The following is a 14,565-nucleotide window of genomic DNA, read 5'->3' as shown; positions in this document are numbered from 1 at the left end:
GGACAAGCGATGTCGAAACACCCCGATCCCGATACCGTCCGCGCCGCCCTGGCGCTGGCGGTGCGGGCGCCGTCGGTGCACAACACCCAGCCGTGGCTGTGGCGGGTCGGGGACACCACGGTGCACCTGTACGCCGACGACAGCCGGCGCCTGCCCTACACCGACCCCGACAGTCGTGAGCTCGTCGTGAGTTGTGGTGCGGCACTGCACCATCTGCAGGTCGCGTTGCGTGCGTTCGGCTGGGATCCGGTCGTGCACCGGTTCCCGAACCCCGCGGAACCGCGGCACCTCGCATCGGTGGAGTTGCGGCCGGGCACCGTCGACGAGACAGCCGTCCGGGCGGCCCGCGCGATCGCGCAGCGACGCAGCGACCGTCGCCGCTTCACCTCGTGGGAGGTGCCGTCGGCGCAGGTGTCGGCGATCGCCGCCGCCGGTGCGGAGGCATCCGGGGTCCAGGTCCGCGAAGTCGACGCGAACGGTGAGCACGCCCGCCTGCTGCGCGCGTTCGTCGACGCGGCGACCGCACACCGTGGTGATGCGGCCTACAGCGCCGAACTGGCGCAGTGGAGCGGGCATCACGCCGACCCGCAGGGCGTTCCCGCGCGCAACGCGGTCGCGTCCTCGGACCCGACCGTGCGGCCGTTCGGCGACCCGCGCCTGCCCGAGGCGGTGGTTCGTGACACCGACGAGGAGGCCCGCATGCTGTTGGTGTGCACCGCCGCCGACGACCTGAACGCCTGGCTGGGCGCCGGCGAAGCGGCCAGCGCGGTGCTGCTCGAAGCCACGGTGCGCGGACTGGCCACCTGCGCGCTGAGTGAGCCGCTCGAGATCGCCGGAGTGCGGTCGAGGATCCGCCGGGATCTGCTGGGTGATTTCGGTTATCCGCAATTGATCATTCGCTTGGGCTGGGCGGCGACCAGCGCCGATCCGGTACCGGCCACACCCCGGCTGCCCTTGGAGGACGTGGTGCGGCCGCTCGAGCCCGTGATCCCGTCCGGCGAGAGCTGAGAACCCGCTACGGACAAGAAAACAGGAGAGATCATCATGACCGAGAACACTGTCCCGCAGTCGGATCCGAATCCCGCGATCGTCGTCGCGGTGGACGGATCGGCCGTCTCGTACCAGGCCGTGGCGTGGGCGGCGCTCGACGCCGCGCGGCACGGTTGCCCGTTGCGGATCGTCACCTCGATCTGCGCGCCGGTCGGGCCGTCGCCGACCGTCGTGCTCAGCGCCGAGGACATGGCGTGGCTGGAATCCGAAGGCGAGCGGGTCGTCGGCGAGGCGACCCGGATCGCCTCGGAGACACTGCCCGGCGAAGGCGTTCCGATGTCCTCGGAGGTCACGACCGAGCCGATCATCGCGCATCTGATCGCGCTCTCGCGGCACGCTCGCATGGTGGTGCTCGGCAGCCGCGGGCTCGGAGCGCTGCGGCGCGGACTGCTGGGCTCGGTCACCACCGCGGTGACCCACCACGCGCGCTGCCCGGTCGCGGTGATCCACTCGACCGCGGCGGCGGATCCGATCTCGGCCCGGCAGCCGGTGCTGGTCGGCGTGGACGGATCCGCGAACAGCGTCGCCGCGCTCGAGCTCGCGTTCCAGGAGGCGTCGCTGCGCAAGACCGGCCTGACCGCCCTGCACGCCTGGAGCGACGTCAGCGGGCCCTATATGCCGATGGCGGGCTGGGAGACGGTCGAGGAGCAGGAGCACGCGACCTTCGCCGAGGAGATGGCCGGATACGCCGAGCGTTACCCCGATGTGCCCGTCCGGCGAATCCTGGTGAAGGACAGGCCGGTTCGCTCGATGGTGGACGAGGCCGAGCACGCGCAGCTGGTGGTCGTGGGCAGCCACGGCCGGGGCGGGTTCCTCGGCATGCTGCTGGGCTCCACCAGCAATGCCCTGCTGCACGCCGTGGACTGCCCGATCATCGTCGTGCGCGGCGAGTGATCCGGCCGCAGCGGATGCGCGGTCAACCCGGTACGGGGTCGGCGGCGCACCCGCGCTCGGGTCCGGTCACTGCAACGGCACTGCCCAGCGCAGCAGGGTCCCCGCGCCGTCGGGATTGCTGCCGAAGGAGAACGTGCCGCCCAGCTGTTCGGCTCGGCGGGCCAGGTTCTGCAGACCGCTGGGGGTGATGGCGGCGGGAATGCCGCGGCCGTCGTCGGCGATCAGCACGGTGAGATCGTCGGAGACGTCGATGGTCACGGCGACCGTCTCGGCGTGCGCGTGCCGGACCGTGTTGGAGACCGCTTCGCGCACAACGGCTTCGGCGTGATCGGCCAACTCGGCCGCCACCACCGACAGCGGTCCGGAGATGCGCAACGAGGTGCGCAGTCCGGTGTCGGCGGTGTGCTTGCGGATGACGTCCTCGATCCGCTGCCGCAGCCGGGTGCTGCCCTCGGCGCCGCCGTGCAGGTCGAAGATGGAGGTGCGGATCTCCTGCACCACATCCTGGAGGTCGTTGATGACGTCGGAGATCCGTTCCCGGATCTCGGCGGACCGGGCGCGGGCCACGGTGCCCTGCAAGCTCAGCCCGGCCGCGAACAGTCGCTGGATGACATGATCGTGCAGATCCCGGGCGATGCGGTCACGGTCGGTGAGCACATCGAGTTCCCGCATGCGCTGCTGCGCTTCCGACAGCTGGATGGCCAGGGCGGCCTGATCGGTGAAAGCCGCCGCCAACCCCTGCAATTCGTCCGAGAACGGGGCAGCCCCGGCCGGGCGGACCATGACCAGCACCCCGAACGTCGAGTCCTGTGCGTGGAGCGGCAGCACCATCGCCGGCCCGGCGTCGAGCGCGATGTCGAGGCCGAGATCGTCACTGCGGTCCAGGCTTTGGGGCAGGCCCTTCCGGAACGCCTGCCCGACCACCGTCCCGGAGGTCCGGACGAATCCGCTGTGCGTCTTGCCGTCGGGGCCCGAACACTGGCTGATCCGCAGGCCTTCCACATCGCCGGGGTCGCGGTCGGGTTCGTCGTCGACGGCCAGGAAGGCCCACACCGAGTCGGTGAGCGATCGCGCGTGCGCCACGACGTGTGCGAGAACTTCCTGGGGGGCGGTTCCGGCCAGAAACTCGGTGGCGATATCGCGGGTCGCCTCGATCCAGGCCTGGCGGGTGCGGCTGGACTGGTAGAGCCGCGCGTTGTCGATGGCGGTGCCCGCGGCCGCGGCGAGCGCCTGCACGATCACCTCGTCGTCCTCGGTGAACAGTTGCCCGCCGGCCTTCTCGGTCAGGTACAGATTGCCGAAGACCTCGTCGCGGATCCGGACCGGGACGCCGAGGAAGGTGCGCATCGCCGGGTGGTTGGCCGGAAAGCCCACCGACGAGGGATGGTCGGCGATGTTGTCCAGGCGGATGGTCTTGGGCTGGGTGATCAGCAGCCCGAGCACGCCGCGGCCCTCGGGCAGTTCGCCGATCTCGGCGCGGGTCGCCTCGTCGATGCCCTCGTAGATGAACTGCTCGAGCGGATCCTGCCCGTGCTGATCCTGTCCTCGTACGCCCAGAGCCCCGTAGCGGGCGTCGACGAGGCTGATGGCGGTGTGCACGATGGTGCGCAGGGTCTGATCGAGATCGAGCCCCGAGGTGACCGCGAGCATGGCCTCGACCAGACCGTCCATGCGGTCGCGGGCGTCGATGATCAGCTCCACCCGGTCCTTGACCTCTACCAGCAATTCCCGTAGCCGGAGCTGCGAGAGGGTATCGCGCACCGAGTAGGAGCCGTCCTGGGGCTCAACGGTCATATCGTCTTCCTGTACGTGAGGGATCCGCGCACGATTTGTCCGTTACGGCCTGCCCCGATTCTAGGTCGGTCCCGATTCTAGTGCGGAGCGCCGCGAGTCCCGTACATCGAAGGCCGAGCCGCGATCACCTGCCGGAAGGCATGGATAGCGCGTGGTCCAGCAGGACTCGGCGCTCGGCCGCCGCGACCGCGCGCCGGGTGCGCTCGACCGCGTCCGGGGAGACCGAGACCGAGGTGATCCCGGCCCGCACCAGGTGCTCCACGAATTCCGGTTTGGTGGAGGGCGCCTGGCCGCACAGCGAGGAGGTGATGCCCAGCGTGCGCGCGCTGGTGACGATCTGTTCGATGGCGTCGAGCACGGCTTCGTCGGATTCGTCGAACAGTTCGGCGCACTCCTCGGAATCGCGGTCCACACCGAGCACGAGCTGGGTGAGATCGTTGCTGCCGATGGAGATCCCGTCGATCCCCAGTCCCACGTACTCGGGCATGCGGTACACCACCGAGGGCACCTCGGCCATGATCCAGCGGTGCAGTCCGCGCTGGCGGCCGAGCGGGCTGGCGTCGACGAGCTCCAGGCAGGCCTCCAGCTCCCAGCGGGTGCGGACGAACGGAATCATCAAGTGCACGTTCGGGGTTCGTTCGCGCACACGCGCCAGGGCGGCCAGCTCCAGCCGGAACATCTCGGGTTGGCGGACGTAGCGGTAGCAGCCCCGGAACCCGATCATCGGATTGTGCTCGGTGGGTTCGTAGCGGCCGCCGCCCTCGAGTGCGCGGAATTCGTTGCTGCGCATATCGCTGGCGCGATAGATGACCGGCCTGGTGCCGAACGCGGAGCTGATCCGGTGGATCGAGGCGGTCATGCTCTGGATGAACTTCTCGTCCTCGCCGCGGGCGATGAGGTCACGCGGGTGCCGCCCGCCCAGCGCCTGGGTCAGCAGGACCTCCGCGCGCAGCAGGCCGACGCCGTCGGCACCGGTGGCGGCGACGCGTTCGGCCGCTTCGGGCAGCGCCAGGTTCACGTAGACGCGCGTCGCGGTGGCCTCGGGTGCGGCGACCGGGGCGACCGGGCGCGGGACGGCCGTGATCGAGGCCGGGAGCGGGTTTCCGGCGTACACCTGGCCCGCGGAACCGTCGACGGTGACCTCCTCGCCGGTGGCCAGCTGAGCGGTCGCGGTGCGGGCTCCGACGATGCACGGAATGCCGAGTTCGCGGGCCACGATGGCGGCGTGGCAGGTCATGCCGCCGCTGTCGGTCACCACCGCGGCGGCCCGCGACAGCGTCGGTAGCCAGTCGGGGTTGGTCATCGGAGCGACCAGGATCTCACCGTCCCCGAGGGCGGAACCCTCTGCCGGCGAACGCAATACGCGGACCGGTCCGCTGGCGCGGCCGGGCGCGGCGGCCAGGCCGCGGACCAGGACCCGGCCCTCGACCGTATGCGCCATGGGTGGCTTCGCGTCGGCGTCGTCGGGTAGCACGGTGATCGGCCGGGCCTGCACCAGCCACAGGTGCTCGTCGTCGAAGGCCCATTCGACATCCTGGGGGCGGCCGCCGTGGTGGGCCTGCACCTCGAGCGCGAGCCGGGCCACGGCGACAGCCTGGTCCTCGGTGAGCGCGGGGGCCTGGGCCTCGGATTCGGAGAGCTGGACCCGCCGGTCGCCGCTGGGACCCGGCACGATGACGAAGCTCTGACGGCCGATCTGGCTGGTGAGCAGTGTCGGCCCCGCGGCGTCGAGGACATAGGTATCGGGTGTGACCGCCCCGGACACCACCACCTCGCCCTGGCCTCGCGCCGCGTCGATGACGATGCGGTCGAGCGAGCCGGTGGCGGGGTCGGCGGTGAATGCGACTCCCGCCGAGCGGGCGGTGACCATGCGCTGGACGACCACGGCCATCTCCGGTCGATCGTGCATGCCGCGTCGCGCCCGATAGGTCAGCACGCGCGGCGTGAACAGGGAGGCCCAGCAGTCGGTCAGGGCGGTGATCACCGCGTCGTCGCCGTGAATATTGGTGCGCGACACGTTCATTCCCGCGAATGACGCGTTCGCGCTGTCCTCGCCGACGGCCGAGGATCGGACAGCCACCGCGACGTTGTCGCCGAGCCGGTGGTACGCCGACAGGACCGCGTCGCGGACCGAGGGCGGGATCGGGGTGTCGTGGACGAGTTCGCGCATGCGGTGGCACAGCTCGTCGAGCTGCTGCGTGTCGATGCGCGAAGCCCCGGCCGCCACGGTGAGCCCCCGAGTGTGCAACTCGTCGAGTTCGGGGCCGTGCGCGCCGGTCTGGATCACCTCCTCGTAGGCGGAGGCGAGGACGACGAAACCCGTTGGCACGGGTAGCCGCGCGGCGACCAGTTCGCCGAGATTGGCGCCCTTGCCGCCGGCGCGGTCGGCGTCGGTCAGTCGCAGTTCGTCGAAGGTAGCGACATAGTCACCCATGATTACTCCAGGTGTTCTTCGACCCCGGCAGCAGCAGCAACAGCAGGATCGGGATGGCGAGGACGAGTAACGCGCCCAGCAGCACCGTCGGTGCTGCGCCGGCGAGTTCGAGGCCGGTGATGACGAAGGGCAGTGCGACAACGAACAGGGGAGCGTGCCGGATGGTCACGGACGGGCCTCGGGGGATTCGAAAATGCCTGCCGCGGTGAGGATGCCGCCGAAGTCGGAGCCGAGCAGCACGCGGCACAGCGAGGCGGGCAGCTGGGCGAGGACGTGGTCGAGCTGGCCGGGGGAGAACAGTTGCGCCAGCGCGTCGGTCACCGCGGCGGCGGACCGCCGCGCCTCCTCCTCCGACAGGTCCGCCGACCGGGCGAACTGGAGCAGGAACGACGGCGGATCGTGCGGCACCGGCACCCGCCCGGGCATCCAGCCCTCGTAGTAGACGCCCCGCAGCAGCGTGGGCAGTTGTGCGCTCAGATGCGCTGCCGCACCGATGTCGAGGCGATCGCGCACCGTGTGCAGCCAGGCGCGCAGCGCCTGGTGCGCGGCCATCCGGTCGTCGGTGCCGAGGCGGTCGGCGATGGTGCGCAGCCAGATGCGGCCGGTATGGATCGTGGGCGCGAACGGGTCGGTGTGATGGCTCATCGGCGTGGACTCTCTCGCGGAGGGAAGGTCAGGGGTGGGTCGGGATGGCCTGCGGCCGAGGCAGTTTCAGGTCCTGGGCGACGGTGTCGATCCAGGCGGTGATGGCGGTCCAGTCGCGCAGGTCGCCGTAGCGGCTGCCGCCGAGCAGGCGATACAGGGCGCGGGCCGGGAGTGAGACGCCCGCGCGTTCGTAGTGACCGGCGAACGCGCGGTATCCGCGCGGCATGACCGCGTCGCGGACCTCGGCGATCCGCTTCGGGACGGCCCGGCCCATCAGGTGCCCGATCGGGCCGACCAGGGCGGGGCCGAGGCCGACGCTGAACAGCCAGACCGGCCGTGCGCGCAGTTCATGACGGTGGTCGCGGACGAAGCCCTCCAGCTCCGGCAGCAGGGCGCGGTCGTGGACGGCGCTGCCGAGGATCAGGGCGTTGAAGCGGGTCGGGTCGGGGGCGTGTTCGGCGTCGGCGATCTCGACGGTCGCGCCGCGGGCCGAGAGCGAGGCGCCGATGAAATCGGCGATCTCGCGCGTCGACCCTTGCGCGGAGGCGTAGACGACGGCGATGCGGGGGGCTGTGGTCTCCATGTGTCGAGCGTGCTCGTGCGGGCGAAATTCGGTGAGAGGACTCGTACCCGCGTCGGTCGGGACCATGGTCCCGGCCTCGCCGTCAGCCCGCCGCGGCGGCGGGCTGATCCAGTCCCGACAGCGCCCCGGCGAGCATCCGGCGCATCTCCTCGGCCGAGGAGGCCAATTCGGGCCGGGCCAGGACCTGGACGAGCACGGTCGGATCGACGGCCTCGACCAGGACGCCGGTGTCCTCGGCGCGGATGACCACGGTGCAGGGCATCAGGAGCCCGGCCTCGCGGTCGGTGGCCAGGGCCAGACCCGCGAGCTGGGGATTGCAGACGCCGAGGATCAGGTACTCCTCGATGTGCTCGCCGGTCCGCTCGCGCAGCGACGCCTGCACGTCGAATTCGGTGACGACCTCGAATCCGCGCTCTCGCAACGCTGTCCGGGTTCGGTCCACCGCTTCGGAGAACGTGGTGGCCAGATGGACCGCGATGGCCGGGGCGGGCGCCACCGGGATCCGGATCTCGGTGATCAGCAGCCGGGGATCGCTCACCTCGTCCGGCCCGACGAGATATGCCTCGGTCGGCGGGCCCACGGGACGATAACCGGCCAGCCGCAGCCACTCCCGCAGGGCGCGATAGGCCGCGTCGATATCGCCGTAGCCGCCACGGTGGCTGGTGCGGGCCACCAGGATCGGGGACTGGATGACCAGTTCCGCCCCGGAACTCGGTCCCAGCGCCGGGGCCGCCTCGATCGGCAGCCCGAAGTCGACGACGATGGCGTCCTCGGCAGGTAGCTCCCGATGGAAGGTGATCGTCGGTGCGCCGTTCGCGGTGAGACCCGCCTTCTCGGCGACCTCGCTCAGTTGGCCCATCCCGCTGACGATGCCCTCGCTCAACAGGTCCGGGCGGATCTCCAACGGGATGCGCAGGATCGCCTGCGGCGGTGTCTCGCACACGTTGACCCGGTATTCCATCGCACGCCTCCTTCGATAGCAGTCCCATCAGCCTGCGCATCGGCCGGTCGTGGTTCCAGAGGAGAAGGTCCCGGCAGGGCGGGAACAAGTCGATGACCTTGCCGTGCCGAGTGTCCGAGAGGCCGAGGTCCTGGGATCATGCCCACCGTGGAGTTGCGCGCGAGGTCGAGAGCTCCGCGCACGCCGGCCACCATCACAGCCGTTCGTCGGCGGCGAGGACGAAGTAGTTCTCCTCCTCCTGCAGGAAGTGCAGGCGCAGGACGGCGTGCAGCCCGTAGAGGCAGGCGAGCAGATCGTCGATCTGGTCGGGATCGAAATCGCCACGCGCCCGGGCCAATTCGAGGTGGGTCCCGATTCTCGTGGTCAATCGCTGGATCTCGGCGTGCGCCCGGCTCATGGTCGCCGTCGCCTCGGATCCGCCGAGCGGCCCGGCCAGCGCGGGGTAGAGCTTCGTCTCCTCGGCGCGCTCGTGCGGCAGCAGATCCTCGACCAGGAAGCGGTGCGCGGTCTCGAGCGCCTTCAGCGCTTCGGCATCGGGGCGTTCCGCGATTCGATCGGCCACCGCCCGCAGCGACGCGAGCGTGTCGCGCAGGGTCTCGTGTTCGGCGGCGAAATGCCGGAGCAGTTCGTCGGTGTCGACCGGCACGGCGTGCCCGCTCGCGGGACCGGAGCGCAAGGCCCGCAGCGCGTTCAGGATGACGGCGACGTCGATCGCCTCCTGGAGCAGCGCGCCCGCCGCGGGTGGCAGCCACCCGCCCGCCGCGACGACCATGGCCAGCAGGGACAGCCCCATCCCGACGGTCGCACTCTGCACCGCGATGCGGCGCGAGCGGCGGGCGATGTCCATGGCATCGGCGAGCCGGTCCAACCGGTCGGTGGTGAGAACGATGTCGGCGGCCTCCGACGACGCGGTCGATCCGCGTGCGCCCATGGCCACGCCGACCGTCGCCGCCGCCAGCGCCGGGGCATCGTTGATGCCGTCGCCGACCATCACCGTCACGTGCTCGTCGCTCTCCAGCCGGACGGCCTCGACCTTGTCGGCGGGGCTCTGGTTCGCGTACACCTCGTCCAGGCCCAGCACGGTGGCGACTTCCCGGGCGGGTTCGGGGCGATCACCGGTCAGCATGACGAGCCGGTTCAGTCCCGCCTCGCGCAGTCGCCGCAGCGTGCGGGGCGCGTGCCGCCGCAACGGGTCGCGCAGCAGCACGGCCCCGAGCGGGTCGTCGTCGACGGTGATCCAGGCGATCGCGGCGGAATCGAGCCGGGCGCGATTCATGACCGGCCGGGCCCAGCCCGGAACGGCCGCGGCGTCGGGCAGCTTGCCGACCTGCACGCGGCGACCGTCGACCACGCCGCTCACGCCGTGCCCCGCCCGCTCGGAAACCTCGGTGGCGACCTCCAATCGCAGGCCCCGCGTCAGCGCCTCGGTCACGATCGCCGCGGCCAGCACGTGCGGTGAGAGCTGATCGACCGAGGCGGCCAGCCGCAGCAGCGACGCCGGATCCGTGCCGGGGGCCGCGGCCACCTCCGTGACGACGGGCCGCCCGGCGGTGACGGTTCCGGTCTTGTCCATCACCAGAGTGGTTGCGCGGCCGAGGTTCTCCAATGCCCCACCGCCGCGGACCACGACGCCGACGCGGGAGGCGCGGGACAGTCCCGACACGATCGCGACGGGCGCGGCCAGCAACAGCGGACAAGGCGTGGCGACGACGAGCACCGCCACCGCGCGAGTCGGGGAACCACTGAACCAGTAGGCCGCGGCGGCGACGGCCAGGGTGAGGGGGAGGAACCAGGCGGCGTAGCGGTCGGCCAGGCGGACGGTGGGCGCGGTGTCGGCCCCGGCCTCCCGGGCAAGCCGTACGATGCCGGCGTAGGTGCTCTCCTCGGCGGTCGCGGTGGCCCGCATCTCGAATACCGCACCGGCGTTGAGCACGCCGCTGCGGACCGGTTCCCCGGCGGCCCGTTCGACCTGCAACGGTTCCCCCGTCAACGCCGATTCGTCCAGTACCGCAACCGAATCCAGGATCCTGCCGTCGGTCGGCACCACTTCTCCGGCAGCGATGACCAGGATGTCGCCCGCGGTGATCTCGTCGAGGCCGACGACCCGCACCACCGCTCCGCGTCGGCGCCGCGCCGATCGCGGGGCCCGTTCGAGGAGCGCTCGCAGATCCCGCGTCGCCCGGCGTTCGGCCGCCGCGTCGAGGGCGTGCCCGCCGCTGAGCATGACCGCGATCAACGCCCCGGCGAGGTATTCGTGGACCAGCAGCGTGCCGCCCAGCGACAGCACGGCGATGAGGTCGACGCCCGCCCGCCCGCGCCGCAGCGCCGAGACCACCCACCACAGCGCGGGCACTATGGCCACCACCGTGCCCGCGGCCCAGCACCAGTCGGCGACGGTGATCGCACCGGCCACCCGGGCGATCACACCCGCCAGCAGCGGCACGATGGTGCCGGCCAGCAGCAACGCGCTCGCGACACCGGTGTACCGCTCCCACCGGTGTCGTTCTTCTGGATCGGGCACAGGATGCTCCCTTCCCGCCGGGATCGTGTTCCTCTGAAGTGCATCGCACGAACGCGGCACACCACAGGGCCACAGTCCCTCGGAAAGACTGCCTTTGGACCCGTCGGCCGGTGATCGACCGCGCGGCCCGCAGTCCGGAACGGGTTGGGTGTTCGTTGAACGCGCCCGGTGCCGGAAGGACGTCCGAGATGGGACCTTCGACCCTGTGGGGCCGACGGGTATCGGTGATGACATTGATCCAGGGGAACGCATCATGCCAGGGGCCGTGAGAAAGGGTTGTCAGTTCATGCGCGCCTACGAAGCTCTATCGGTCCGAATGCGCTTGTGGCCGGAGGCATTCGGCCCGCGGGCGCGCCGGGTGTCCGGAGCTTTCGCGTGAACGGGCCCGCCGAGCGTTCGTTCGGTCCCCGCGCGACCGTGGCCATGGGGCGGGACGAGGCGCTGCGGCTGCTGGCGAGCGTGCCGTTCGGGCGGGTGATCTTCACCCGTGACGCGCTGCCCGCCGTGCGGCCGGTGAACCACCTGGTCGAGGATGGCGAGATCGTCATCGTGCGAACTCGCCTCACCTCACGCCTCACCTCGACGGTGCGCGCGGACGAGAATGTCGTCGTAGCTTACGAAGCCGATGACATCGATCCCGTCGAGCAGCTCGGATGGTCGGTGGTGGTGACGGGTATCGCCCGCCCGGTGACCGATCCCGAACGCGTCGCCCGGTATGAGGAGATGCTGCAGCCGTGGGTGGACGGGACGATGGATTCCATCGTCGCCATCGAGCCGACCCTGGTGACCGGGGTGCGGCTCGTGGCGAAGCGGGCGGGCTAGTTCATGCGTGAAGCACGCCGCACCCGGCCACGGAGGCTCTAGGGACCAGATGCCTGTACCGGCTGTGCGGAAGTCCCCGGCCCGGAATGGGCTCCGGCGGCGAAACGTGCTGCGCGACGGCGCAATCGGTGATCGGTGCGGCGGTCGCGGGCGGCGGGGACGGGCGGGGGCGTTCGGAAGAACCAGCGTTTCGCGGCCTCGGCGAGCGCGAGATACACCATGATCATGACGAGGAGGGCGGCGAAGAATCCGGCGGGAAGCGGCGCGAAACCGAGCGCGGGCGCCAGCGGAGTCACGGGCAGCAGCGCGCCGATCCCGACCGAGATCAGAGCGGCGGCCAGCAGCACGACGCTGGGATGACTGCGGAAGAACGGCGTTCTGCGAGTACGGATCACGAACAACACCAGGGTCTGGGTGGCCAGCGATTCGACGAACCAACCGGTGTGGAACAGGGTTTCGCCGGCGTGGAAGACCCACAGCATGACGCCGAAGGTGGCGAAGTCGAAGATCGAGCTGATCGGGCCGAACACCAGCATGAACCGCCGGATCAGCGCGATATCCCAGCGCGACGGGCGGGCCAGTTGCTCCTCGTCGACATGGTCGGTGGGGATGGCGAGCTGCCCGGCGTCGTAGAGCAGATTGTTGAGCAGGATCTGCGAGGGCTGCATCGGCAGGAAGGGCAGGAACGCCGAGGCGCCCGCCGCGCTGAACATATTGCCGAAATTGCTGGACGTTCCCATCAGGACGTATTTCATGGTGTTGGCGAAGACGCGGCGGCCCTGGGTGACGCCGTCAGCGAGCACCTGCAGGTCCTTCTCCAGCAGCACCACATCGGCGGCGTCCTTGGCCACATCGGTGGCCGCGTCCACGGAGATGCCGACGTCGGCGGCGTGCAGGGCGAGCGCGTCGTTGACGCCGTCGCCGAGAAAAGCGACGTCGACGCCGAGCGAGCGTTGCGCGCGCACGATGCGCGCCTTCTGCTCGGGGTCGATGCGCGCGAAAACCGTGGTGGTGGGCAGTTTCTCGGCGAGCTCGCGGTCGGTGAGCCGGTCCACCTCGGCGCCGGAGAGGGCGCTGTTCACCGGCAGACCCAATCGTTCGCACACCTGCGCGGCCACGCCCGGATGATCACCGGTGATCACTTTGACCGTGATTCCCAGCATTGTCAGGCGGCTGATCGCCGCGGCCGCAGAGGATTTCGGCGGATCGAGGAAGACCAGGAAGCCGGCCAGCCGCAGGCCGGTCTCCTCGGCGGCCGTCAACGAAGTCGTCCCGGGGGCGGCACGGGTGGCCACGGCGACCACCCGGTGCCCGGCCGCGAACTCCGCGTCGAGGGCTCTGATCGCGGACTCGGGCACCTGCTCGCAGCGGGCGAGGACGGCCTCGGGCGCGCCCTTGGTGACGATGACGCGTCCGCTCGCGGGTGAATCGACGAGGACCGACACCATGCGGCGCCGATGATCGAAAGGCAGTGTCGCCGACCACGAATACCCCCGCACCGCTGCCCGGGGCGCGCCCGGCGCCGCCCACAGTGCGGTGTCGAGCGCGTCGCCGCCGACCAGAGCGCCGTTCTCGATCGAGCCGTCGGTGCAGACCAGGCCGAGCGCGATGACGTCGGCGCTGTCCGCCCCGTCCGCGGCGACCGCGCGCACGAACTCGATCCGGCCCTCGGTCAGCGTCCCGGTCTTGTCGGTGAACAGCACTTCGATATCGCCGAGGTCCTCGATGCAGACCAGCCGCTTCACGAGCACTTTGCGCTGGGCCAGCAGTCGCGACCCGGCCGCCAGGCCGGTGGATACCACCGCGGGGAGCAGTTGGGGTGAGATCCCGACCGCGATCGCCAGCGAGAACATCAGCGCGTCCAGCAGCGGACGGTGCAGGACCAGGTTCACCGCGAAGATGCCGATCGTCAGGACGGCGGCCACTCGGACCAGCAGCATCGAGAACCGGCGCAGTCCGACCTGGAACTCGGTCTCGGGCTCCCGGTGCGCCAAACCGGCCGCGATACGCCCGAATTCGGTGTCACCACCGGTCGCGATCACCATGCCGCGGCCGGTGCCGGAGGCGGCCACCGTACCCATGAGCGCACAGGACGTCAGTTCCGCGATCGGGCTGCCCGCGGGCACCGCGTCCGGTGACTTGCGCACCGGTTCGGGCTCGCCGGTCAACACCGATTCATCGCAGTGCAGCCCGGTGGACGACAGCAGCCGCAGATCCGCGGGCACCAGTTCCCCGGCCCGCAAATCGACGATGTCTCCGGGCACCAGTTCCACCAGGTCGATCGATCGGGCCACATCGTCGCGCACCACCACGACCCGGTGCCGGATGCGGTCGCGCAGCGCGTCGGCGGCCTGCCCGGCGCGAAACTCGTTGATGGTGCCGAGACCCACCGACATGGCCACGATCACGCCGATGACCACCGCGTCGGTGCGCTCGCCGAGGAAGAAGGCGACCGCGGCTGTCACGGCGAGCAGCAGCAGGAGCGGGGAACGCAATTGCCTGGTGACGACCGATCCGAGCCGAACCCGATGGGTCCGAACGGCATTGGGGCCGAACACGCCCGCCCGGCGGGTGTACTCGGCTTCGGTCAGACCGGCATCGCCGCTGTCCAGCGCGGTCATCACCTGCTCGATCGGTCGCGACGCGGCGAGCGTGGCCGAGAGGGAGTGAACCGGTTGGCGCGGGCCGGTATTCGCGACAGTCGCGCGAGCGTGCATCGACATGCCTTCGAGGGTTGCGCTGGAACGCGGGAATCGATAGGGCCCGGCCGCACGCGGGTCGAGGACCAAAGGCCCTGTAGCCGAGGACTTGCCGCCGCTGCGGCGACCGGGCGGTGCCCCCGGACCGGCGCAGCCGGAGAC

Annotated in this window: 11 protein-coding genes; 3 read left to right on the top strand and 8 right to left on the bottom strand. The window is 70.7% G+C overall.

Translation table 11 applies throughout. The annotated features are described in order from the left end of the window. Nucleotides 1-9 precede the first annotated feature (9 nt). Together ACWEOI_RS13720 and ACWEOI_RS13715 are read left to right on the top strand one after the other, a co-directional pair. Nucleotides 10-1,008: an Acg family FMN-binding oxidoreductase gene (locus ACWEOI_RS13720; RefSeq protein WP_452359802.1), complete on the top strand. Its 999-nt coding sequence runs from the start codon at nt 10-12 to the stop codon at nt 1,006-1,008. Between the two features lie 36 nt (nt 1,009-1,044). Beyond that, a complete protein-coding gene (locus tag ACWEOI_RS13715) occupies nt 1,045-1,944 on the top strand; it encodes a universal stress protein (RefSeq protein ID WP_452359801.1) in 900 nt (299 codons plus the stop codon). A gap of 66 nt (nt 1,945-2,010) precedes the next feature. Here the strand turns inward: ACWEOI_RS13715 and ACWEOI_RS13710 are convergent, their stop codons facing one another. The 7 genes from ACWEOI_RS13710 to ACWEOI_RS13680 all read right to left on the bottom strand — a co-directional run bounded on the left by ACWEOI_RS13710 (nt 2,011) and on the right by ACWEOI_RS13680 (nt 10,825). Then, on the bottom strand, nt 2,011-3,738 hold the full coding sequence (locus ACWEOI_RS13710) for a GAF domain-containing protein (protein WP_433666030.1): 1,728 nt from the start codon (nt 3,736-3,738) through the stop codon (nt 2,011-2,013). 124 nt (nt 3,739-3,862) lie between these two features. Further along, nucleotides 3,863-6,172 (bottom strand): phosphoenolpyruvate synthase, encoded by a 2,310-nt coding sequence (ppsA, locus tag ACWEOI_RS13705; protein WP_452359800.1) that lies wholly within the window; start codon nt 6,170-6,172, stop codon nt 3,863-3,865. Next, on the bottom strand, nt 6,165-6,341 hold the full coding sequence (locus ACWEOI_RS13700) for a hypothetical protein (RefSeq protein ID WP_452359799.1): 177 nt from the start codon (nt 6,339-6,341) through the stop codon (nt 6,165-6,167). The genes ppsA and ACWEOI_RS13700 overlap by 8 nt, the downstream gene beginning before the upstream one ends. Further along, nucleotides 6,338-6,817, bottom strand: coding sequence for a DUF2267 domain-containing protein (locus tag ACWEOI_RS13695; protein ID WP_452359798.1), 480 nt, complete (start codon nt 6,815-6,817; stop codon nt 6,338-6,340). The genes ACWEOI_RS13700 and ACWEOI_RS13695 overlap by 4 nt, the downstream gene beginning before the upstream one ends. 28 nt (nt 6,818-6,845) lie before the next feature. Beyond that, nucleotides 6,846-7,400, bottom strand: coding sequence for a flavodoxin domain-containing protein (locus ACWEOI_RS13690; protein ID WP_433666026.1), 555 nt, complete (start codon nt 7,398-7,400; stop codon nt 6,846-6,848). Between the two features lie 82 nt (nt 7,401-7,482). After that, nucleotides 7,483-8,361, bottom strand: a complete 879-nt coding sequence (locus tag ACWEOI_RS13685; RefSeq protein ID WP_433666025.1) for a DUF302 domain-containing protein — start codon at nt 8,359-8,361, stop codon at nt 7,483-7,485. Between the two features lie 193 nt (nt 8,362-8,554). Further along, nucleotides 8,555-10,825 (bottom strand): heavy metal translocating P-type ATPase, encoded by a 2,271-nt coding sequence (locus ACWEOI_RS13680; protein ID WP_452360140.1) that lies wholly within the window; start codon nt 10,823-10,825, stop codon nt 8,555-8,557. Between the two features lie 480 nt (nt 10,826-11,305). On the opposite strand from ACWEOI_RS13680, the gene ACWEOI_RS13675 reads away from it, so the two are divergent. Beyond that, nucleotides 11,306-11,704 (top strand): pyridoxamine 5'-phosphate oxidase family protein, encoded by a 399-nt coding sequence (locus ACWEOI_RS13675; RefSeq protein ID WP_433673373.1) that lies wholly within the window; start codon nt 11,306-11,308, stop codon nt 11,702-11,704. A gap of 38 nt (nt 11,705-11,742) precedes the next feature. On the opposite strand, the gene mgtA is transcribed toward ACWEOI_RS13675, so the two are convergent. Continuing rightward, nucleotides 11,743-14,427, bottom strand: a complete 2,685-nt coding sequence (gene mgtA / locus ACWEOI_RS13670) for a magnesium-translocating P-type ATPase (RefSeq protein ID WP_452359797.1) — start codon at nt 14,425-14,427, stop codon at nt 11,743-11,745. Nucleotides 14,428-14,565: the final 138 nt, after the last annotated feature.

Source organism: Nocardia sp. NPDC004340 (assembly GCF_053602575.1).
Note: the sequence above shows the minus strand (reverse complement) of the source record. Positions and strands in the feature narration are given on the sequence as shown.

Excerpts from the sequence above, each read along its gene's own strand:
- ACWEOI_RS13675 (WP_433673373.1), top strand. The coding sequence starts at position 11,306 with ATGGGGCGGGACGAGGCGCTGCGGCTGCTGGCGAGCGTGCCGTTCGGG.
- ACWEOI_RS13715 (WP_452359801.1), top strand. The coding sequence starts at position 1,045 with ATGACCGAGAACACTGTCCCGCAGTCGGATCCGAATCCCGCGATCGTC.
- ACWEOI_RS13710 (WP_433666030.1), bottom strand. The coding sequence starts at position 3,738 with ATGACCGTTGAGCCCCAGGACGGCTCCTACTCGGTGCGCGATACCCTC.
- ppsA (WP_452359800.1), bottom strand. The coding sequence starts at position 6,172 with ATGGGTGACTATGTCGCTACCTTCGACGAACTGCGACTGACCGACGCC.
- ACWEOI_RS13690 (WP_433666026.1), bottom strand. The coding sequence starts at position 7,400 with ATGGAGACCACAGCCCCCCGCATCGCCGTCGTCTACGCCTCCGCGCAA.
- ACWEOI_RS13685 (WP_433666025.1), bottom strand. The coding sequence starts at position 8,361 with ATGGAATACCGGGTCAACGTGTGCGAGACACCGCCGCAGGCGATCCTG.
- ACWEOI_RS13720 (WP_452359802.1), top strand. The coding sequence starts at position 10 with ATGTCGAAACACCCCGATCCCGATACCGTCCGCGCCGCCCTGGCGCTG.
- ACWEOI_RS13695 (WP_452359798.1), bottom strand. The coding sequence starts at position 6,817 with ATGAGCCATCACACCGACCCGTTCGCGCCCACGATCCATACCGGCCGC.
- mgtA (WP_452359797.1), bottom strand. The coding sequence starts at position 14,427 with ATGTCGATGCACGCTCGCGCGACTGTCGCGAATACCGGCCCGCGCCAA.